Below are 18,971 nucleotides of genomic sequence, written 5' to 3'. Positions count from 1 at the left end.
GAAGGGATCATCCCGTTGGTGGAGTCTCGGGGCGACGCCCTGAGGGTGGCCTCGCCGACCAGGGCTCCGCCCCGGACCCGCCAGAGGCCCGAGGCCTTTGGGAACCCGGATCTCAGGCGATCCCGGGCTCGTCCTGCTCGGCGATGAGCTCCAGGGTGCGCAGCACGGCGAGGCCGACCATCTCGGCATCGACCCGTCCCGCGGCCGTCGCCGGCATCACGGCGACGGCCTCGACCGTATCGCCGGGATTGGGCCCGACCACGACCTTGAAGGTCGGCCCTTCCGGCCCGGTCTCGTCCTCGATCAGGCCGACGAGGTAGGCCCCGGCCTGCCCCAGCATGCGAAGCGCGTGCTCGTCCTCGCGGGCGGGCGGCTGCGACACGGGAGCCTTGCGGCCGAAATTCGGGCGGATGACGTTGTCCATGCGGCACTCTGTAAGCGAAACCGGCGGCGGCTTCACGCCGCCCTATCGCGTCTGAGCCCAGGAGGCCGCCGAGGGCGCAGCCGAGGAGACGGCCGCGGTCATCGCGTCGGCCGGATCGTCCTCACCGCTCTCGGCCACCTGGTCCTCCAGCGGCTCCATCCAGTCGAAGGCGCAGGCGACGGCCATCACGGCGGTGGCGATCGAGAGGTAGAGCAGGGCGGCGAGCACGCTCCGCTGAAGCAATTCCCTGGTCAGGGTCCGGGCTCCGTTCGGTGGGGATTCGCAGGTCTCACACAGATCCTGGGCGAGATCCTGGGCAAGGGCATGGCAGCCGTGACGACGGCCACGCCCGCCTCAGCGCGCGGCCGGGCCCGTCTCGCGCAGGAAGGCGGCGGTGGCCGGATGGAGCCAGCCGGCCGGCACGGCCCCGGCGAGGTTGCGCGGATCGCTGCCCGCACCGAGCACGATGCGGCGGCCGAGGATGGCCTTGCCGCGGTCGATCGCGCCGAGGAGGCGCGCGACCGGTTCCGGGCCGAGGCCGGGCCGGGCCAGGATGAAGCTCCACGAGCCGACCGTCTCGATCGCCCCGGCCTGACCCGCGAAGGTGCCGGCGGGCACGGACATGCGCCGCAGCGAGGGGCTGAGCGCCAGGATCGCGTCGATCGCCCCGGGCTCCGGGCCGAAGAAGCGGGCGCCGCCGGGCTCGTCCGCCATGGTCCGGAAGCCCGGCCAGCCGACGCCGCCGCCCCAGAGCGCGGCGGCGCGGCCGTCGCGCAGCATCCCGGGGCCGTCGCCGGCCCGGTCGAGCAGGATCGGGCGGATGTCGTGCTCGGGATCGAGGCCGGAGCCGCGCAGCACCGTCCGGCCCATGGCGGTGAGGCCGGAACTGTGCGTGCCGAGGGCGACCGGCCGGCCGCGCAGGTCGGCGATCCGCGCGACCGGGCTGGCGGCCGGGACGACGAAGAGGCCCGGCGCCGCGTCGATCGGCGCCACGACGGTCGGCAGGGCCGCCCTGTCGCCGTCGGCGGCCAGCGCCGCCTCGGCATACTCGCCCTGGACCAGGGCGAGATCGAGCGCGCCCGCCTTCAGGAGCGCGAGGTTCTCGGTGGAGCCCCCGGTCGGGCGAAGCTCGAGAGCGAGCGCCGGATCGACCTGGGCGACCGTCGCCGCGAGCGCCGCGCCATAGGCCGGGAAGCCGCCGCCCGGCGTGGCCGTGCCGAGCACGAGGCGCTGGGATTCGGCGGCGCGGGAGGCGTGCCGCGGGAGCGTGGCGAGAAGCGCGGCGGCCAGCAGCGAACGGCGTCTCAGCATGGCGGATCCCACCTCACGCTTCCGTGTTCGGCCTGTGCGACGCGGCGGCGGCGCAGGGCTGCGGAACCATCTTGCGCGCCGGCTGACGATTGGCCACCCTGCACCGTATGCAGGATGGTTCCGTACCCGAGCGCCCGCTCCCGGAATGCCTCACGCGCTTCCTCTCGGCGCCCTATGCCGGGCTCGACACGTCGACGCCCGTGGACCTGCCGCGGGCCGGGCTGGTTCCGCGCACCGTCCCGCGCAGCGCCAGGGCACCGAACCGGGCCCTGCGCCTGACCCTGTACTGGGCCGCCTTCTACAACGCGGTCGGCTTCGCGATCATCGTCGCGCTCTGGCTCGCCATGCCCTGACGCGGCCGCCTCAATCGAGGCGCGGGGTCAGGCTTCCGGATGTGCTCGACCGCCGGATCGGGTCGCGCCAGGGCGCTGCCGCATGGGCGCGGCCCGGATGGTGGCCCAGGCTGAAGCGCAACGGGCGATGATGCCGCCAGTGATGGCGGTGGTGCCGGTGATGCCAGTGCCGATGCCGCCGATGATGGTGCCAGCGTCGGTGATGGTGATGCCTGTGCCAGCGATGCCGGTGATGCCGGCGCCAGTGCCGGCGGTAGCGCACCGTGACGAGGCTCGAATCCGGCACCGTCGCGAGCCCGGCCGCGGTCGGGACGGGAAGGGCGGAGGCGCCCTGCGGCGCGGCGAGGAACAGGCCGCCGAGGCAGGCGAGCGCGAGACAGAGTTTCTTGATCACACGGACATCCCCAGCCGCCGCGGCATCCCAGCGCGCCGCGGCTCGCGCGAAACGCCGGGGAGCGCCGGAGGGTTGCCCAAGGATTGTCGGAGGGTTGGCAGGAGCCGGACGGCCGGCAGCGCGCGGCGGCCGGGGCCGCCGACCGCAGCACCGGCCCCGATGCAAGCCTCGTCCAAGCCAGGCCCGGCATCCTGTGCGGCGGACCGGCCGATCGCGGCCGTGGAGGGCCCGTCCATGGCACGCCTGTTCCCGAGACCGGTTCCTGCGGGGCTCCCGACCTCGCTTGCCGTCGCCCTCGGGTCGGCGCTCACCCTCGGTGCCGCGGTCTCGATCGCCGGGGACGAGTGGTGGTGGCCGCCGGTCGCGCCGCCGCAGGCACGCGTCCAGCCGCCGGCGGCCGGCTTTCAGGTCGACGCGACCGGGAACCGCTACCGCACCCGGGCCGACTGGTAGGGGCGGACACAGCGTCCCGGCGACACGGGTCCGCGCCTGTGCGATGAGCCCCGCATGATCCGCATCGTGAAGCACGTCATCGTCGAGACCGGCGCAGAGAGCGACCGGCACCTGGAACGGATCGAAGCGGCGATCCGCGCCCGCTTCCCCGAGGCGACCACGGAGGTGGTGCAGGGCCTCCTCGACGAGGACCGCGTGGTCGAGGCGCGCCTCCCCCTGCGCCAGCTCGCCGATTGGCGGGCGGAGCGGGCCCGGCTCTTGCGGACAGATCGGGAGATCGAGGTCGAGGCCGAAACGCGTCCGGAGACGGATGGAGACCCCTCATCCGATGTCTGAGGGTGCGTGTTCCCGCGCGCCGAACCGGTCACCGCCTGGGGAAACGGTTCAGGTATTGCCCAGGAGAGGTGCTTCCCGCAATTCGTTCGGCGGACGGGGATAGAAGGTCTTCACGTAGAACAGGTCGCCCGTCTGCTCGGCCGTGCGGAAGACCACCAGGGTCACGTGGTTCACGTAGTATTCGGGCACGCCACCCCCGAGGGCGAAGCGGACCTTGAAGGCCTCATCGACGCGGAGATCGGGGAACTCGGCCTTTCCATTCCTGTTCAGCGTGCTGATGAGCTTGTCGGTGTTCTTGAACGCCTGCGACGCGGCGCGGGCGGCGTCGCGCTCGTAGGTGAAGGTCGAGATATACTGAATGCCTCCGTCCCGCGCGCCGTCGCCGGCCCGGAGCCGCTGCATCAGCTGGTCGTTCGAGAGACCGATATGCCGGGTGCAGGGATGCCCGCCGTGGTTCTCGGATTCCCGCATCAGGAAGAGGGCTTTCGCCGGGGTTATGGTGTAGCCCATGCGGCGCCTGGATCGGTTCGCGGTCGGTGGTCCGGCCGCGAACTATGTCGGTCTCCGCGCCAGGTGGGCAATAGCGAAGGACATGGCCGCGCTCGGCGGCCTCAGGCGAGCCGGAGGTGGCGGATGCGCCGGCCCGGGGCGATGGCCTGGGCCGCCGCCACGATGCCCTGCGTGTCGATGCCGAAATGCCGGTAGAGGTCGGCGATGGTGCCGGTCTGGCCGAAGCGCGAGACGCCGAGGGCCCGCGTGCGGTGCCCGTGCACGGAGCCGAGCCAGCCGAGCGTCGCCGGATGCCCGTCGAGCACGGTGACGAGGCCGCAGGAGGTGGGCACCGCGTCGAGCAGGCGCTCGACATGGCTCTCGGCCTCCGGGTTCCCGCCCTCGCGCAAGCCTTGCGCGGCATTCCAGCCGGCCTGGAGCCGGTCGGCCGAGGTGATCGCGAGGAGCCCGACATCGCGCCGGTCCTCGGCCATCAGCCCCACAGCCGCGATCGCCTCGGGCGCCACCGCGCCCTGATAGGCGACCACCACCTCGGCATTCGGGCCGGGCTTGCGCAGCCAGTAGGCGCCCGCGACCATGTCGGCGGCGAGCGCCGCGTCGATCGCGCGCGCGGGCTGCTCCAGGCTGCGCGTCGAGAGCCGGAGATAGGTCGAGCCGCCGGCGGCATCGGGCAGGCAGGTCGCGGGGTCGGGCTCGGGAGCGCCCTGCGCCTGCATATGCGCGAAGGCGAAGCGCATCAGCACGGCGAGCTCGTCCACGAAGGCCGGCTCGAAGGCGGACAACCCGTCCTGCCCCATGCCGATCAGCGGCGTCTTGATCGACTGGTGCGCGCCGCCCTCCGGCGCCAGCGTCACGCCGGCCGGCGTCGCCACGAGGAGGAAGCGGGCATCCTGGTAGCAGGCGTAGTTGAGGGCATCGAGCCCGCGCTCGATGAAGGGATCGTAGAGCGTGCCGACCGGCAGCAGGCGCTCGCCGAAGATCGCGTGCGAGAGCCCCAGCGCCGAGAGCGTGGTGAACAGGTTCGATTCGGCGATGCCGAGCTCGAGATGCTGGCCGCCCGGCGCGAAGGTCCAGTTGTAGGTCGAGGGGATCCGCTCCTTGCGGAAGGTGTCGGCCATCTCCTCCTTGGCGAAGAGGCCCCGCCGGTTCACCCAGGCGCCGAGATTGGTCGAGACGGTGACGTCCGGCGAGGTCGTGACGATGCGGCGGGCCAGCTCGTCGTCGGCCTTGGCGATCTCGTGCATGATCAGGCCGAAGCCGGCCTGGGTGGACAGGCTCGCCTGTTTCGGGGCGGCGAGGCGCTCCGGCACCGGCACGGCGGGCGCCTCGTAGCGGCGGCGCCCCTTCTGGACGAAGGGCACGGCGGCGAGGAAGCGCCGCATCCCGGCGGCATCGATGTCGAGCCCCTCGAACGGCTCCCATTCGTGGCCGGCCCGCACCCGCATGGCCTGCTGGAACAGGGCGAGCTGGGCCGGGGTCATCAGGCCGGCATGGTTGTCCTTGTGGCCGGCGAGCGGCAGGCCGTGGCCCTTGATCGTGTAGGCGATGAAACAGACCGGGCGGTCATGCGTGCGGGCCGCCTCGAAGGCCTCGACCAGGGTCGGCAGATCGTGCCCGCCGAGATTGCCCATCAGGGCGGCCAGCTCGTCGTCGGTGCGGCGCTCGATCAGCGCCGAGACATCGCCCTGGTCGCCGAGCTCGTCGGTCAGCCGCCGCCGCCACGCGGCGCCGCCCTGGAAGGCGAGCGCCGAGTAGGTCTGGTTCGGGCAGGCCTCGATCCAGTCCTTGAGCTTGCCGCCGCCGGGCTCGGCGAAGGCCGCGCGCTGCAGCGAGCCGTGCCGGAGCACGACCACGTCCCAGCCGAAATTGCGGAACATCGTCTCGAACTTCGCCCAGAGCCCCTCGCGCACCACCGCATCGAGGCTCTGGCGGTTGTAGTCGACCACCCACCAGGTGTTGCGCAGGCCGTGCTTCCAGCCCTCCAGCAGGGCCTCGAAGATGTTGCCCTCGTCGAGCTCGGCGTCGCCGATCAGCGCCACCATCTTGCCCTCGGGCCGCGCCGTGCCCCAGCCCTTGGCCCGGACGTAGTCCTGCACCAGGGACGAGAACAGCGTCTGCGCGACGCCGAGGCCGACCGAGCCGGTCGAGAAGTCGACATCGTCCACGTCCTTGGTCCGGGACGGATACGATTGCGCACCCCCGAACCCGCGGAAGGTCTCGAGCTTCTCCCGGGTCTGGTGGCCGAACAGGTATTGCAGGGCGTGGAAGATCGGGCTCGCATGCGGCTTCACCGCGACCCGGTCCTCGGGGCGCAGCACCGCGCCGTAGAGCGCCGTCATGATCGCGCAGAGCGAGGCCGAGGAGGCCTGGTGGCCGCCCACCTTCAGCCCATCCGCGGAATCCCGCAGGTGGTTGGCGTTGTGGATGGTCCAGGTGGAGAGCCAGAGGGCCTTCCGCGCCAGGGCCGTCAGATAGGGCAGTCGGGAATCGCTCATGAGGCAACGATAGCACCGGCGCACGCGCGGAAATGCCCAAACTCTGTTGTAGAGCGGGCCTGTTTTGGCTCAAATTGGCTGATCATGCCCGCGAAAGGCGCCATCCATGCCAAAACGCGCGATCGACGCGATCGACCGCCGCCTCCTCGCCGCGCTGCAGGAGGATGCGCGCCTGACCGTGCAGCAGCTCGCCGAGCGGGCGGGGCTCTCGCCCTCCCCCTGCGCACGCCGGGTGCGGCTCCTGGAGGAGACCGGCATCATCAAGGGCTATGTGGCGGTGCTCGATCAGGTCGCGGTCGGGCTGCCGGTCAGCGTGTTCGCCTCGATCAAGCTGGAGCGCCAGCGCGAGGAGGAGCTCGACCGCTTCGCCCAGGCCGTGGCGCGCTGGCCGGAGGTGGTCGATTGCTACCTGATGACCGGGCAGAGGGACTATCTCCTGCGCATCGTGGTGGAGGATCTGGAGGCCTACGAGCGCTTCCTGAAGGACAAGCTGACCCGGCTCGGCGGCGTCGCCTCGATCGAGTCGAGCTTCGCCCTCGGCCAGGTGAAGCGCTCCAACACCCTGCCGATCCCGCACGGAGCCGGGCGATGACACGCGCGATGCGGGGAGGCCGCGCAGCGATCGCCGCGCTCGGGCTGGTGCTCGGCACGGCGGCAGCCCGGGCCCAGGCGCCCCCCGCCCCCGCCGAGGCGCCCGGCGGGACGGTGTTCTTTCCCGGTATCCTGGTCCGACCGAACGGCCGGCCGGCCCATCTCAACGAGGCCGCGCCGCAGGTGCTCGGGTCCGGGCAGGCGGAGCCGGCAGCGAGGGCCGCCGAGGCGGGCGCCACGGCGCGGGGCCCGTCCGCGCGCCGCCAGGAACGTCGGCGCAGGCTAAGCCGTTGACGAGCGGCTTGCCGCCCCAGGCATCGGGCCCAAGAATCGGGCCCAAGAATCGGGCCCAGGCATCGGGCCCAGGCATCGGCGGCAAGTCCCGGCAGACCCGTGAGGAGAGGCTTTGACGTGGCGAGGCAGGTGCGCGAACCCGGATCCATGCTCGCCCTCATGCTGGCGGCCCTGCGCGAGGCCGGGACGCTCGCCGCCCGCACCATCGCCCTCGCCCGGGTCGAGATCGACGGCAACCTGCGCGCGCTGGTCGGGCTGGTGGCCGCCTGCGTCACGATCATGGTGCTCGTGATCTGCGCCTTCTTCGTCTTCCTCGATGCGGCGGTGAAGCTCCTCGCCGCGCTGATCGGCTCGGAGGCCGTGGCGGCCCTGATCGTGGCGAGCCCGTTCCTGGCGATCGCCCTCGTCCTCGGCGTGATCGGCGCCCGCCGCATGGCCCTGAAGAACCTGGAGCCGTGGCGCAGCCTGCGGCAGGCCAAGCTCGCCGCCGAGGGCCATCAGGCCCCTTGAGGACGGCTCAGGCCGCCGGCCCGAGCCAATCGGTGACGATGCGGATCTGGTCGGGATCGAGGAGCGCCGGGGCGTGGCCGCAGCCCGGGATCTCCACGAGCTTGGCCTTCGGGCCCTGCTCCGTCATCTGCCGGGCCGTGTCGGCGCGCAGGAGGTCGGATTCGGCCCCGCGCAGCAGCAGGACGGGGCAGCGCACCGCCTCCCAGTCGCGCCACATGCTGACATTGTAGACCCGGCCCGGGGCGAAGGGCACGCCGATATTCGGGTCGTAATGCGGGCGCCAGCCGCCCCCCCGCTCCGGGTAGAAGCTGTGCTCCGTCAGGTGGCGCCACTGCGCGTCGGTGAGGGGACCGAAGCTCGCGAGCGCCGTGCGCAGGCGCCGCTCGGCGGTGGCGAGGCTGTGGTGGTGGGGCGGCGCCTCGCGCAGGCGCGTGCCGATCGCGCGCAGCGGCGCCCAGGGCAGGAAGGGCCCGATATCGTTGATGACGAGGCGGCGCACCGGCGTGTTCTCGGCGCCGGCCAGCATCATCCCGACGAGGCCGCCGAGGGAGGTGCCGACCCAGTCGATCTGCTCGACGCGCAGATGCGCCAGCAGGGTCGCCATGTCGCGCACATATTGCGGCAGGGCGTAGAGTTCGGGATCGGTGAGCCAGCCGCTGCGCCCGCGCCCCGGCAGATCGGGACAGACCACCCGGTAGCCGAGGCCGACGAGGGCCTGCGCCAGGGCGTCGAAGTCGCGGCCCTGCCGGCTCAGGCCGTGGACGCAGACCACGACATGCGGATTGTCCGGGTCGCCCCAATCGACATAGGCGAGGTCGTGGAAACGCCCGCGCGCGAAGCCCTGCGTGCGCCCCTCGCGGAAGGGGATCCCCTCCACGGGCCGTCCCAGCGCGTTCACGGCCGCTCCGTGCCCCGGGCGCCGTCGGCCGTGCCTTGAGCCATGCCTTGGGCCGTACCGGCGGCCAGGCTCCGGGCCACCCGCGTGGCCGTCTTCTGCAGGTCGAGCATCTGCTCGGCGAAGCGCGCGGTCTGGGCGCGCAGATAGGCGGCCTGCAGCTCGGCCGCCTCGCGGGCGTCCCTGGCCCGGATCAGGCTCTCGGCATGGTCGAAGCCGGCGCGCATGTTCGCGTCGGTGGCGACCAGAACGCGCTGGGTGATCTGGCGCAGGCCCGCCCAGCTGCGGCCCGCCGCGGCCTCGTAATCGTTGGCCGGGGCTCCCCCCAGCGTCGCCTGCGCCTGGCCCGTCCCGGCCAGGGTACGCAGGCTCGCCACCATGCGGCCGGTCGTCGTCTCGAAGGCGTTGAGGGCGATCTCGCCGGCCTCGGCGTAGCGCTCGTAGGCCTGCCGCGCCTGGGCTAGGCCATCCTCGGCCAGCCGGCGACCCGCTGTCGTCATGATGATGGTCCCAAGCCCCGTTGCGCCGTCTCTTCTCGCCGTGGCGGCAGGCGCGATCAAGCGCATACCGGGCCCACGGAATCGGCCGGTCCGATGTGTCCGATTTCATGTTGCAGTGCAATAGGCGCGACGCGTCCGCACCGTGCCGACGTTTCGACCGGGCCCGCCTGTCACGGCGCCCGTCCTTGACACTCCGGAATCGGCGGCGACACACCTGCGCGGGGCCATCCTCTCGCGTGGAACGACGGAGGCGGCCGGGAGGACAGGCCATGACGGGTCCCGGCGCGAGCCCGGCGCAAGCCCATCCGTTCGAGGACGGCCTCGGGCAGAGGCCCGCGAACCATGTTCCGCTGAGCCCGGTGAGCTTCCTCGCCCGGGCGGCCGCGTCCCTCGGCGACCACGTGGCGGTGATCGACGGGGCACGGCGCCTGACCTATGCCGAGCTCCACGCCCGCTGCCGCCGCCTGGCCTCGGCGCTGGAGCGCAGCGGGATCGGCCGCCTCGATACGGTGGCGATCCTGGCCGGCAACACGCCGGAGATGATCGAGGCGCATTTCGCGGTGCCGATGCGCGGCGCCGTCCTCAACCCGCTCAACACCCGCCTCGACCCGGCCACCCTCGCCGTCTCGCTGGACCATGGGGCGGCCAGGGTGCTGATCGTCGATGCCGATTGCGCGGCGCTCGCGGGCGAGGCGCTCGCCCGGCTCGGCCGCAGGCCTCTCGTGGTCACGGCCGGCGAGGCCGCCCTGCCCGGCGCCGTCGCCTACGAGGATCTCCTCGCCGAGGGGGATCCGGACCATGAGCCGGCCGGCCCCGCGGACGAGTGGCAATCGCTCTGCCTGCTCTACACCTCCGGCACCACGGGCGACCCGAAAGGCGCCGTCTACAGCCATCGCGGCGCCTATCTGCAGGCGCTCGGCAACGCCCTCGCCTTCGGCCTCGCGCCGGACAGCGTCTATCTCTGGACGCTGCCGATGTTCCACTGCAACGGCTGGTCCTATCCGTGGGCGGTGGTCGCGGCGGGCGGCACGCAGGTCTGCCTGCGCAAGGTCGAGCCGGCCGCGATCTTCCACCTGATCGCCGCGCACGGCGTCACCCATCTCTGCGGCGCGCCGATCGTGCTCACGATGATCGCGAACGCGCCGCCGGAGGCGCGCGTACCCTTCGCCCATACCGTGCGCTGCGCCACCGGCGGCGCGGCGCCGCCCTCGACGGTTCTGCGCAGCATGGAGGAGCTCGGGTTCCGCGTGTCCCATCTCTACGGCGCCACCGAGAGCTACGGACCGGCCACGATGTGCCTGCCCCAGCCCGACTGGGCCGATCTCCCGGCGGAGCAGCGCTACGCCCGCATGGCGCGCCAGGGCGCGGCCCTCGCCACCCTCGAGGCCCTGCGGGTCGCCGATCCGGCGACGCTCGAGCCGGTGCCGCGGGACGGGACGACGGTCGGCGAGATCCTGCTGCGCGGCAACACCGTGATGAAGGGCTATCTCAGGAACCCGGCGGCCACCGAGGGCGCGCTCGGGGACGGCTGGTATCGCTCGGGCGACCTCGCCGTCTGGCATCCCGACGGGTCCGTCGAGATCAAGGACCGGGCGAAGGACATCATCATCTCAGGCGGCGAGAACATCTCCAGCCTGGAACTGGAGGAGGTGCTGACGCAGCACCCCGCCGTGATGCTCGCCGCGGTGGTGGCCAAGCCCGACCCCATCTGGGGCGAGACCCCGTGCGCCTTCCTCGAACTGAAGCCCGGCGCCGCGGTGACGGCGCCGGAGATCCTCGATTTCTGCCGGGCCCGCCTCGCCCGCTTCAAGGTGCCGAAGGCGGTCCTGTTCGGCGCCCTGCCCAAGACCTCGACCGGCAAGATCCAGAAGTTCGTCCTGCGCGCGCGGGCCCGCGCCGAATAGGACCGGCTCTCAGCCGGCCTTCAGGAAGCGCTCGATGCTGCCGCCCAGGCTCGCGGAATGGGCGCTCAGCTTCTCGGCGACGGTGCGCACCGCCTCGGCGAGCTGGCCGGTGGCGTTGGCCGCGACGGAGACGCCGCCGATATGGCCCGACATCTCCTGCGTCGCCGCCGCCTGCTCCTCGACCGCGCTCGCCATCGCCAGGGTCAGCGACGACAATTCGGCCACCGCCGCGCTGATCGTGCCGATGGCGCCGACCGCCGCGCCGGTCGCGGTCTGGATCGCGGCGACCTGCTGGATGATCTCGTCGGTGGCCTTGGCGGTCTGGGCGGCGAGCACCTTCACCTCGCTCGCCACCACCGCGAAGCCGCGGCCGGCCGCGCCGGCACGCGCCGCCTCGATCGTGGCGTTCAACGCCAGCAGGTTGGTCTGGTCGGCGATCGACTTGATCATGGCGACGACCGCATCGACCTTGCGCGCGTTCTCGGCGAGGTCGCGCACCGTGGCGTCGGTGGTGGCCGCCTGGGTCGCGATCTGCTGGGTGCGTTCGGTGACGCGCCCGACCTGACCCGAGATCTCGTGGATCGAGCCCGCCATCTGCTCCGAGCCCGAGGCCACCGAGGAGGCGCGCTGGCGGGCATCCTCGGCGGAGCGGGTCAGCCCCTCGGCCGAACCCTGCATCTCGCGCACCGCCGCCGAGACCGCCTCGACCACCTGCGAGACCTCGGAGGCCATGTTGACCTGCGCGGTCACCACGGCCCAGGTCAGCATCGGGCCGACATAGCGGCCGTCGGGCCCGTTGATCGCCGAGACCTGGAGTTCCAGCACCTCCGGCCCGAGCTTGATCTTGGTGCGATGGGGCAGGCGGCTGCCGTCGGCCAGCATGGTGCGCTGGTGCTGCGGGTGCTTGTGGAACACGTCGATCGAGGTCCCCAGCAGCTCCGAGGCCTTGACCGGCAGGTACTGCTCGATGGAGCCGAGCGTCCGCTGCGAGGTCGTGTTCAGGTAGTTGATCCGGAAATCGTCCGCCGGGTCGGCGGTCATGACGGCGACGGGCATGCCGTCGATCATCGTCATCAGCCGGCTGGTCTCGTTCTTCTTCGCGGTGATGTCGGTGGCGAACTTCATCACCGTGGCGGGCTGGCCCGCGGCGTTCAGGACCGGGCAATAGGTCGCCTCGAGCCAGACACGGTTGCCCGATTTGCCGAACCGGGCGAACTCGCCGGAGACCATCTCGCCCCGGTTCAATGTCTCCCAGAAGGCCCTGTATTCGGCGCTCGCGGCATAGCTCTCCTCGACGAAGATGCGATGATGTTTGCCGCGCGCTTCTTCGAGAGAATATCCGACGAGGTCGAGGAAATTCTTGTTCGCATTCAGAATCGTGCCGTCGAGCGAAAACTCGATTGTCGCCAACGCACGATCGAGCGCCGCGAGCTTGAATTTTTCTTCGCTCGCCACAACCTTGCGAAACATCTGTATATCCTCGAATTGGATATTGCGTTCATCAACTATTCGAGGTTAACAATTCGTATCTTTTTGAGCGATTTCACGGAAGCCCTCAGCCAGGGCGCCGGGACCGTCGCGGGGACCATCCATCTCGACGCAACGAGATGTTCACGGTATGTGCGTAGCGCTCAGGGCGACGCGGCCGGCGCGCCGGCCACGCATCCACTCGGCCTCCGCGAGCGATTTCCCGTGAGCCTTCCCCGATGAGCAGTCCCGTCCGCGTCCTCGGCATCGATCCGGGCCTGCGCCGCACCGGCTGGGGGGCGGTGACCGTCACCGGCACCAAGCTCGCCTATGTCGATTGCGGGGTGGTCACCTCGGACGGGGACCTGCCGCTGGCGCTGCGCCTGCGCGAGCTGCACGAGGGCATCACCCGGGTGGTCACCGGCTTCCAGCCCGACGAGGTCGCGGTGGAGGAGACCTTCGTCAACAAGGACGCGCAGGCGACGCTCAAGCTCGGCCATGCCCGGGCGGTGGCGCTGCTCGTGCCGGCGCTGCACGGCATGCCGGTCTTCGAGTACGCGGCCAACCTCGTGAAGAAGACGGTGGCGGGCACCGGCCATGCCGACAAGGCGCAGATCCAGGCGATGGTGCGCTTCCTGCTGCCCAAGGCCGAGTTCAAGCTCGCGGACGCGGCGGACGCCCTGGCCATCGCCATCGCTCACGTCAATCACCGCGACGCGCACGCCCTGCGCAAGGCGCATCTGCCGGCCGGCGTCTCGGGCCGCGCCGCCGAGCGCATCGCGGCGGCGCTCGCCCGCCAGGGCTGAGCGCCGGCCGATGCCGGGATGTCTACTCGGCGGCCTTGAACTCGCCTTCGAGCCTGAGCGTCACCTCGTCGCCGAGGATCGGCAGGAAGGCGTTGATGCCGAAATCGGAGCGCTTGATCACCGCGCGCCCGTCGAAGCCCACCGTGTACGTCTTGTCGACGGGGCTGATGCCGGCCTGGTTGAAGGTCGCGTCGAGGGCGATCGGCTTGGTCACCCCCTTCAGGGTCAGGTCGCCGAGGATGCGCGCCGTGGTCGGGCTCGTCGGCTCGACGGTGGTCGCGGTGAAGGTCGCGGTGGGGAATTTCTGCGTGTCGAAGAAGTCCGGCGTCTTCAGATGCGCGTCGAGCTTCGGGTTGAGCCCGCTCACGCTGTCGATGCCGACGGTGACGCTGAGGCGGCTCTTGGCCGGCTCCTTCGGGTCGAGGGTCGCCTGGCCGCTCACGTCGGTGATCTGCCCGTAATAGGTCGAGTAGCCGAGATGGCTGAGCGACCAGGTGATCTTGCCGTGGGCGGAATCGAGCCGATAGGCGCCGGGGCGCACCTGGGTCGGGTCCGTGGTCGGGCCGTCCGCGGTCTGGGCGGCGGCGGGCGCGGCGAGGAGCAGGCCGAGGGCGAGGAGGATCGGGGTCCGGCGCATGGGCAATCCGCGGGGCTCGGTCAGGGACGTGCCGGGCCGCGCGGCCGGCGAAGGCCCTCCTCTTCCACGAAGGCCGGCCGCGCTCAAGCCGCGCATGGCGCGCGAACGGCCGGATCTGTAGGCATCGGGACACGGATGAAGGCGGTACGATGATCGGCAAGCTCAAGGGCGTCGTGGATTCCTTCGGCGAGGACTTCGTGATCCTCGACGTGAACGGCGTCGGCTACGTGGTGCATTGCTCGGCCCGCACCCTGCAGCGCCTGCCGGCGGCCGGCGAGCCGGCCCAGCTCTCGATCGAGACGATCGTCCGCGAGGACATGATCCGCCTCTACGGCTTCCGCTCGGATGCCGAGCGCGAGTGGTTCCGCCTGCTCCAGACCGTCCAGGGCGTGGGCGCGCGGGTGGCGCTCGGCGTGCTCTCGGTGCTGGAGCCGGACCAGCTCGGCGCCGCGATCGCCACGGGCGACAAGACCTCGGTCGCCCGCGCACCGGGCGTCGGCCCGCGCCTCGCGGCCCGGCTCGTGGCGGAGCTCAAGGACAAGACGCCGGCCTTCGCACCGCTCGATCCGGCGCTGGCGAGCCTCGCGGGGGCAGGCGAGGAGCGCGGCGCCTCCGGACCGGTCGCGGACGCGGTCTCGGCGCTCACCAATCTCGGCTATCCGCAGGCCCAGGCCGCCACTGCGGTCGCCGCCGCGCTCAGGGCCGCCGGCGAGGGCGCCGAGGCGAAGGTGCTCATCCGCCTCGGCCTGAAGGAGCTGGCCCGCTGAGGGCGCGCGCCGCCGCGCGGTTTCGGCGCAGCCTTTCCTATCTGCCGGGCGCCGTTCACCAATTTCGGATCGGACGATCGAATTGCGCCCGCGAGAACCGGAAACCCTTGACCGGGAGCGGCTGGGATGCCAAGTGTCCGCCTGCTAACGCGTTGAAAACGTTCTAGTTTTCAAGAATTCTAATCTAGCGCGCGAGCCGGGGCGTCTTCCAGAGCGGGAGCCCTCGATCCGAGGAGGGCCGGACGATGTCGTGCGGCCCGACGCGATGGAAGCAGGGTTTTGCGGCTCGCATGATCGTCTGTTCCTGCAACGTATTGTCCGACGGCGCCGTACGCGGCTGCCTCGATCCCGGCCCGGGCTGTCCGCGCACGCCCGCCCAGGTCTATGCCTGTCTCGGCTGCAGCCCGAAATGCGGGCGCTGCGCACGCACCATCCGCTCGATCGTGCGGCAAGCCCTCGCCGATGCGGCAGCGACGGACGCCCATGCTTGCAGCGCATCTTGCGCGAGCGCCTGCAGTCTGAAACAATTCCAAACTACGGACGAGGAGCTGGCCGCCTGATGCATCGCACCTGACTCCTCCGTCTGACTCACGGAGAGATCGGGGCAATGAAGGGCGACACCAAGGTCATCGAGTACCTCAACCGCGGCCTGCGCAGCGAGCTGACGGCGGTCAACCAGTACTGGCTCCACTTCCGGATCCTCAACGATTGGGGCTACGTCGACCTCGCCAAGTTCTGGCGCAAGGAATCGATCGAGGAGATGAACCACGCCGACAAGTTCATCGACCGCATCCTGTTCCTCGACGGCTTCCCGAACCTGCAGGAACTCGATCCGCTGCGCATCGGCCAGACCGTGCAGGAGATCATCGAGTGCGACCTCGCGGCCGAGAACGAGGCCCGCGCCCTCTACCTTGAGGCGGCGAAGTACTGCGACTCGATCAACGACCGCGTCTCGAAGCGCCTGTTCGAGGATCTCGCCGAGGACGAGGAAGGCCATATCGACTTCCTCGAGACCCAGCTCGAGCTGATCAAGCAGATCGGCCTGCCGCTCTACGCCCAGCGCCATATCGGCGGCCTCGAGCAGATCGCGCCCGAGAAGGAGTGATCCTCGGGTCTCGAAAGGGATCCTCCCTTTCGCGGGGTCCAGGGCGAAGCCCTGGCTGAACGCCGGGGCTTCGCCCCGGCACCCCACCCAATGGATTTTGGAGCGCTCTTAAGCCGAAGTGGATTCCGGTTCGGCGAACAGAGAGCGCGCCAGAACAAGGACCGAGAGTCGGTCCCGATCGGGAACGGCTCTCGGTCCCTTGGGAATCCCGGGATCTACAGTCCCGGCTTCACCACGGCGAGGATGACGATGACGATCATCAGGAGCGTCGGCACCTCGTTGACCACCCGGTAGAAGGTCGGCTGGCGCGTGTTCCGGTCGGCGGCGAAGTCCTTCACCGCCCGGGCGAGGAAGCCGTGCATGCCGCTCATCGCGAGCACCAGCACGAATTTCGCCTGCAGCCAGGGGCTCGCGTAATAGCCGCTCATCCAGGCGAGCGTCAGGCCGAGGATCCAGGTCGCGATCATGGCCGGGGTCATGATCGCCTTGAGGAGCCGCCGCTCCATCACCTTGAAGGTCGCCGATTGCACGTCCGAGCCCGGCGGCAGGCCGGCATGGTAGACGAACAGGCGCGGCAGGTAGAGCATCGCCGCCATCCACGCGATCAGCGCGATGACGTGGAACGCCTTGATCCAGTCGTAGAGCATCGGATCCGGCTCAAGCCCGCAGCCGCGCGAGCATGCGCTCGACATGGGCGACGGGCGTCGGCGGCGTGATGCCGTGGCCGAGGTTGAAGATGTGCGGCAGGCCGCGCGTCGCCGCCTTCACCGCGTCCACCGCCGCGTCGAGGGCCGGCCCGCCCGTGATCAGCAATTCGGGATCGAGGTTGCCCTGGGTGACGGTGCTCGCCGGCAGACGGGCCCGCAGGGCGGCGAGATCGACCGCCCAGTCGACGCCGACGGCGTCGGCGCCCGTCTCCGGCACGACGCGGGCATGGCCCTCCAGGCCCGATCCTCGCGCGAAGACGATGATCCGCGCGCCCGGCACCCGGGCGCGGATGCCCTCGATCATCCGGGCGATCGGGCGGAACGACCAGCGCGCCAGGGCATCCGCCTCGGGCCCGGTGGCCTCGGGCAGGCTGCCGGCATGGGACTCGAAGATCTGCACCGCGTCGGCGCCCGCCTGGAACTGGCGCACGAGGTACTCGGTCTGCACCGCGACCAGCCGGTCGATGAGTTCGTCGACGAGGGCGGTGTCGGATGCGGCGAGCGCCCGGGCCGGGGCGAGGTCCGGCGTGCCGCGCCCGCCGATCATGTAGCTCGCCACCGTCCAGGGCGCGCCGCAGAAGCCGAGCAGCGTCGTCTCGGGCGGCAGCTCGGCGCGCAGGCGCCGTACCGTCTCGAAGACGGGGGCGAGATGCGTGAACACCGCCGGATCGTCGGCGTGGCGCAGGCGCTCGAATTCGGGCCGTCCGGCGAGCGGATCGAGGCGGGGCCCCTCCCCTTCCACGAAGCGCACGTCCTGGCCCAGTGCGTGCGGCACCACGAGGATGTCCGAGAATAGGATCGCCGCGTCGAAGCCGAAGCGGCGGATCGGCTGCAGCGTCACTTCGACCGCGAAGTCGGGGCTGTAGCAGAGGTCGAGGAAGGAGCCGGCCTCGGCCCGCGTCGCGCGGTATTCCGGCAGGTAGCGGCCAGCCTGGCGCATCATCCAGGCCGGCGGCGGCGAGAGCGGCTCGCCCGCCAGCACCCGCATCAGCCTGCGCTCGGTTCCCTGACCCTGCACCATCCGCTCCTCAAGCGCTCCCCGCCAAGCCCGGATCCGCTGCCCGGCCCGGCCACGTCCCTCTTCGGAGGGGGCGCGGCGGAGCCGTCCCCACACCGGCCCTCTCTAAAGAGAAGAGAGAATCTAGGACTCTGTTTTTTCTCTTGGACGTTGGATGGCGGGGCCGCAACCGCATCCACAGCCCGTCCCCGCCGCGTCGACGTTAAGAGGGCTTTAACAGGTTCGCGCTAATGTCTCGGATAGGCTAGGCCGCACAGGGCCTTGGGCGTGCCGATCCGGCTGCGTGCGCCTGCGCGTCCCGGATTCTCCCAAGCACCCGGATTCCGTGCGTCCCATCGCAGCACCTGTTGAGGGCGGAGTCGAGAGATCCGGCCGCTCCCGTGCTGGACCCTGGCCGCAGGGCATCCTATCCACATTCATCGACTCCCCTGACGGCTCCGGTGGATAAGAGCCTCGCGCTCCCCGCCACGGCCGGAGGCGCCCGGATGAGCCGCAGCTATTTCCACCTCCACCTCGTCTCGGATTCCACCGGCGAGACGCTGATCAATGTGGGCCGCGCGGCCGCCGCCCAGTACGAGGGCATCTCGGCGATCGAGCATGTCTATCCCCTGGTGCGCTCGGGGCCGCAGCTCGAGCGGGTGATCTCGGAGATCAAGGCGGCGCCGGGCCTCGTCCTCTACACCCTGGTCGGCGGCGATCTCGGCGAGCGGCTGGAGACGGCCTGCCGCGAGACCGGCTCGCCCTGCCTCTCGGTGCTGCAGCCGGTCCACGCCCTGCTGCAATCCTATCTCGGCGCCCAGACGACCGCGCGGCCCGGCGCGCAGCACATGCTCAACGCCGAGTACTTCAAGCGCATCGACGCGATGAACTTCACGCTCGCCCACGATGACGGCAACCTGCCGGACGATCTGGAGGAGGCCGACGTGATCCTGCTCGGGGTCAGCCGCACCTCGAAGACGCCGACCTCGATCTACCTCGCCAATCGCGGGCTCAAGACCACGAACCTGCCCCTCGTCCCCGGCGTGCCCCTGCCGCCTGCGCTCGAGGCGGCCAAGCGCCCGCTCATCGTCGGCCTGTTCGCCAGCCCCGAGCGCATCGTGCAGATCCGCCAGAACCGGCTGCTCAGCCTCAATGCCGACGAGTCGACGCTCTACGTCGACCGCGAGGCGGTGGCCGACGAGATCACCTCCTCGCGCCGCCTCTTCACCCGCAACCGCTGGCCGACCATCGACGTGACCCGCCGCTCCATCGAGGAGACGGCCGCGGCGATCCTCGACCTCTACCGCGACCACCGGCTGAAATTCATCGCCGTCTGAGGGCCGTCCGAGGGCGCTGCGCATCCGCGACCCCGCGTTGACCTTTGGCTAACGGCTGCCTGCCATTCTCCGCAGAGAGGCCACGTCGCGTACCGGCCTCGCCAGCAACCCCGCCGCCCGCCCCTCCGGACGGCGGGGTTCGCGTTTTCCGGGATCGCGCTTGCCCGCCGCGGACGAT

The 18,971-nt window shown here is 71.0% G+C and carries 24 protein-coding genes; 12 read left to right on the top strand and 12 right to left on the bottom strand.

What is annotated here, in order from left to right; genetic code table 11:
- Positions 1-112 precede the first annotated feature (112 nt).
- The 3 genes from MET9862_RS09555 to MET9862_RS09545 all read right to left on the bottom strand — a co-directional run bounded on the left by MET9862_RS09555 (position 113) and on the right by MET9862_RS09545 (position 1,735).
- The gene (locus MET9862_RS09555; protein WP_142582770.1) at positions 113-424 is read right to left on the bottom strand and encodes a hypothetical protein; all 312 of its coding nucleotides are present in this window, start codon (positions 422-424) and stop codon (positions 113-115) included.
- Between the two features lie 42 nt (positions 425-466).
- Entirely contained in the window at positions 467-667 is a 201-nt protein-coding gene (locus MET9862_RS09550) for a hypothetical protein (RefSeq protein WP_142582769.1), read from the bottom strand.
- Between the two features lie 111 nt (positions 668-778).
- Positions 779-1,735 (bottom strand): TAXI family TRAP transporter solute-binding subunit, encoded by a 957-nt coding sequence (locus MET9862_RS09545; RefSeq protein ID WP_142582768.1) that lies wholly within the window; start codon positions 1,733-1,735, stop codon positions 779-781.
- A gap of 107 nt (positions 1,736-1,842) precedes the next feature.
- Between MET9862_RS09545 and MET9862_RS09540 the strand changes: the two genes are divergently transcribed.
- Positions 1,843-2,088 (top strand): hypothetical protein, encoded by a 246-nt coding sequence (locus tag MET9862_RS09540; RefSeq protein WP_142582767.1) that lies wholly within the window; start codon positions 1,843-1,845, stop codon positions 2,086-2,088.
- Between the two features lie 10 nt (positions 2,089-2,098).
- Here the strand turns inward: MET9862_RS09540 and MET9862_RS09535 are convergent, their stop codons facing one another.
- Positions 2,099-2,482, bottom strand: a complete 384-nt coding sequence (locus tag MET9862_RS09535) for a hypothetical protein (RefSeq protein ID WP_185156814.1) — start codon at positions 2,480-2,482, stop codon at positions 2,099-2,101.
- A 234-nt stretch (positions 2,483-2,716) separates the two neighbouring features.
- Between MET9862_RS09535 and MET9862_RS09530 the strand changes: the two genes are divergently transcribed.
- Together MET9862_RS09530 and MET9862_RS09525 are read left to right on the top strand one after the other, a co-directional pair.
- The gene (locus MET9862_RS09530) at positions 2,717-2,935 is read left to right on the top strand and encodes a hypothetical protein (RefSeq protein ID WP_142582766.1); all 219 of its coding nucleotides are present in this window, start codon (positions 2,717-2,719) and stop codon (positions 2,933-2,935) included.
- Positions 2,936-2,989: 54 nt separating this feature from the next.
- Positions 2,990-3,271, top strand: a complete 282-nt coding sequence (locus tag MET9862_RS09525) for a hypothetical protein (protein WP_142582765.1) — start codon at positions 2,990-2,992, stop codon at positions 3,269-3,271.
- A 48-nt stretch (positions 3,272-3,319) separates the two neighbouring features.
- On the opposite strand, the gene MET9862_RS09520 is transcribed toward MET9862_RS09525, so the two are convergent.
- Together MET9862_RS09520 and MET9862_RS09515 are read right to left on the bottom strand one after the other, a co-directional pair.
- A complete protein-coding gene (locus MET9862_RS09520; protein ID WP_142582764.1) occupies positions 3,320-3,781 on the bottom strand; it encodes an RNase A-like domain-containing protein in 462 nt (153 codons plus the stop codon).
- 101 nt (positions 3,782-3,882) lie between these two features.
- Positions 3,883-6,276: a thiamine pyrophosphate-binding protein gene (locus tag MET9862_RS09515; RefSeq protein WP_142582763.1), complete on the bottom strand. Its 2,394-nt coding sequence runs from the start codon at positions 6,274-6,276 to the stop codon at positions 3,883-3,885.
- A gap of 106 nt (positions 6,277-6,382) precedes the next feature.
- On the opposite strand from MET9862_RS09515, the gene MET9862_RS09510 reads away from it, so the two are divergent.
- The 3 genes from MET9862_RS09510 to MET9862_RS09500 all read left to right on the top strand — a co-directional run bounded on the left by MET9862_RS09510 (position 6,383) and on the right by MET9862_RS09500 (position 7,671).
- Positions 6,383-6,868 (top strand): Lrp/AsnC family transcriptional regulator, encoded by a 486-nt coding sequence (locus tag MET9862_RS09510; RefSeq protein WP_142582762.1) that lies wholly within the window; start codon positions 6,383-6,385, stop codon positions 6,866-6,868.
- Positions 6,865-7,161 (top strand): hypothetical protein, encoded by a 297-nt coding sequence (locus MET9862_RS09505; protein ID WP_142582761.1) that lies wholly within the window; start codon positions 6,865-6,867, stop codon positions 7,159-7,161. The genes MET9862_RS09510 and MET9862_RS09505 overlap by 4 nt, the downstream gene beginning before the upstream one ends.
- Positions 7,162-7,278: 117 nt before the next feature.
- Complete coding sequence (locus tag MET9862_RS09500; RefSeq protein WP_244612640.1) at positions 7,279-7,671, top strand: phage holin family protein; 393 nt, start codon at positions 7,279-7,281, stop codon at positions 7,669-7,671.
- Between the two features lie 7 nt (positions 7,672-7,678).
- Here MET9862_RS09500 and MET9862_RS09495 read toward each other — a convergent pair whose 3' ends face one another.
- Together MET9862_RS09495 and MET9862_RS09490 are read right to left on the bottom strand one after the other, a co-directional pair.
- Positions 7,679-8,569: an alpha/beta fold hydrolase gene (locus MET9862_RS09495; protein ID WP_142582760.1), complete on the bottom strand. Its 891-nt coding sequence runs from the start codon at positions 8,567-8,569 to the stop codon at positions 7,679-7,681.
- Positions 8,566-9,066 carry a phasin family protein gene (locus tag MET9862_RS09490; RefSeq protein WP_185156813.1) on the bottom strand — a complete coding sequence of 167 codons (501 nt, stop codon included), beginning with the start codon at positions 9,064-9,066 and terminating at the stop codon, positions 8,566-8,568. Before MET9862_RS09490 ends, MET9862_RS09495 begins: the two co-directional genes overlap by 4 nt.
- Before the next feature lie 269 nt (positions 9,067-9,335).
- Between MET9862_RS09490 and MET9862_RS09485 the strand changes: the two genes are divergently transcribed.
- Positions 9,336-10,970: an AMP-binding protein gene (locus tag MET9862_RS09485; protein ID WP_142582758.1), complete on the top strand. Its 1,635-nt coding sequence runs from the start codon at positions 9,336-9,338 to the stop codon at positions 10,968-10,970.
- A gap of 9 nt (positions 10,971-10,979) precedes the next feature.
- On the opposite strand, the gene MET9862_RS09480 is transcribed toward MET9862_RS09485, so the two are convergent.
- The gene (locus tag MET9862_RS09480; RefSeq protein WP_142582757.1) at positions 10,980-12,440 is read right to left on the bottom strand and encodes a methyl-accepting chemotaxis protein; all 1,461 of its coding nucleotides are present in this window, start codon (positions 12,438-12,440) and stop codon (positions 10,980-10,982) included.
- A gap of 236 nt (positions 12,441-12,676) precedes the next feature.
- Between MET9862_RS09480 and ruvC the strand changes: the two genes are divergently transcribed.
- Positions 12,677-13,243, top strand: a complete 567-nt coding sequence (gene ruvC, locus MET9862_RS09475) for a crossover junction endodeoxyribonuclease RuvC (protein WP_142582756.1) — start codon at positions 12,677-12,679, stop codon at positions 13,241-13,243.
- 22 nt (positions 13,244-13,265) lie between these two features.
- Here ruvC and MET9862_RS09470 read toward each other — a convergent pair whose 3' ends face one another.
- A complete protein-coding gene (locus MET9862_RS09470; protein ID WP_142582755.1) occupies positions 13,266-13,880 on the bottom strand; it encodes a YceI family protein in 615 nt (204 codons plus the stop codon).
- A 149-nt stretch (positions 13,881-14,029) separates the two neighbouring features.
- On the opposite strand from MET9862_RS09470, the gene ruvA reads away from it, so the two are divergent.
- From ruvA to bfr, 3 genes are all read left to right on the top strand, one after another.
- A complete protein-coding gene (gene ruvA, locus MET9862_RS09465; RefSeq protein WP_142582754.1) occupies positions 14,030-14,647 on the top strand; it encodes a Holliday junction branch migration protein RuvA in 618 nt (205 codons plus the stop codon).
- Positions 14,648-14,937: 290 nt separating this feature from the next.
- On the top strand, positions 14,938-15,207 hold the full coding sequence (locus MET9862_RS30005) for a (2Fe-2S)-binding protein (protein ID WP_142582795.1): 270 nt from the start codon (positions 14,938-14,940) through the stop codon (positions 15,205-15,207).
- Positions 15,208-15,254: 47 nt separating this feature from the next.
- Positions 15,255-15,752 (top strand): bacterioferritin, encoded by a 498-nt coding sequence (bfr, locus tag MET9862_RS09455; RefSeq protein ID WP_142582753.1) that lies wholly within the window; start codon positions 15,255-15,257, stop codon positions 15,750-15,752.
- A gap of 215 nt (positions 15,753-15,967) precedes the next feature.
- Here bfr and hemJ read toward each other — a convergent pair whose 3' ends face one another.
- The gene (gene hemJ / locus MET9862_RS09450) at positions 15,968-16,399 is read right to left on the bottom strand and encodes a protoporphyrinogen oxidase HemJ (RefSeq protein WP_142582752.1); all 432 of its coding nucleotides are present in this window, start codon (positions 16,397-16,399) and stop codon (positions 15,968-15,970) included.
- A 10-nt stretch (positions 16,400-16,409) separates the two neighbouring features.
- Entirely contained in the window at positions 16,410-17,480 is a 1,071-nt protein-coding gene (gene hemE / locus MET9862_RS09445) for a uroporphyrinogen decarboxylase (RefSeq protein ID WP_142582751.1), read from the bottom strand.
- A gap of 482 nt (positions 17,481-17,962) precedes the next feature.
- Between hemE and MET9862_RS09440 the strand changes: the two genes are divergently transcribed.
- Positions 17,963-18,793 carry a pyruvate, water dikinase regulatory protein gene (locus MET9862_RS09440; RefSeq protein ID WP_142582750.1) on the top strand — a complete coding sequence of 277 codons (831 nt, stop codon included), beginning with the start codon at positions 17,963-17,965 and terminating at the stop codon, positions 18,791-18,793.
- The last annotated feature ends 178 nt before the right edge of the window (positions 18,794-18,971 follow it).

Origin of the sequence: Methylobacterium symbioticum, assembly GCF_902141845.1 — a bacterium.
GTDB lineage: Bacteria > Pseudomonadota > Alphaproteobacteria > Rhizobiales > Beijerinckiaceae > Methylobacterium > Methylobacterium symbioticum.
This window is presented reverse-complemented; position numbering and strand designations above follow the sequence as displayed.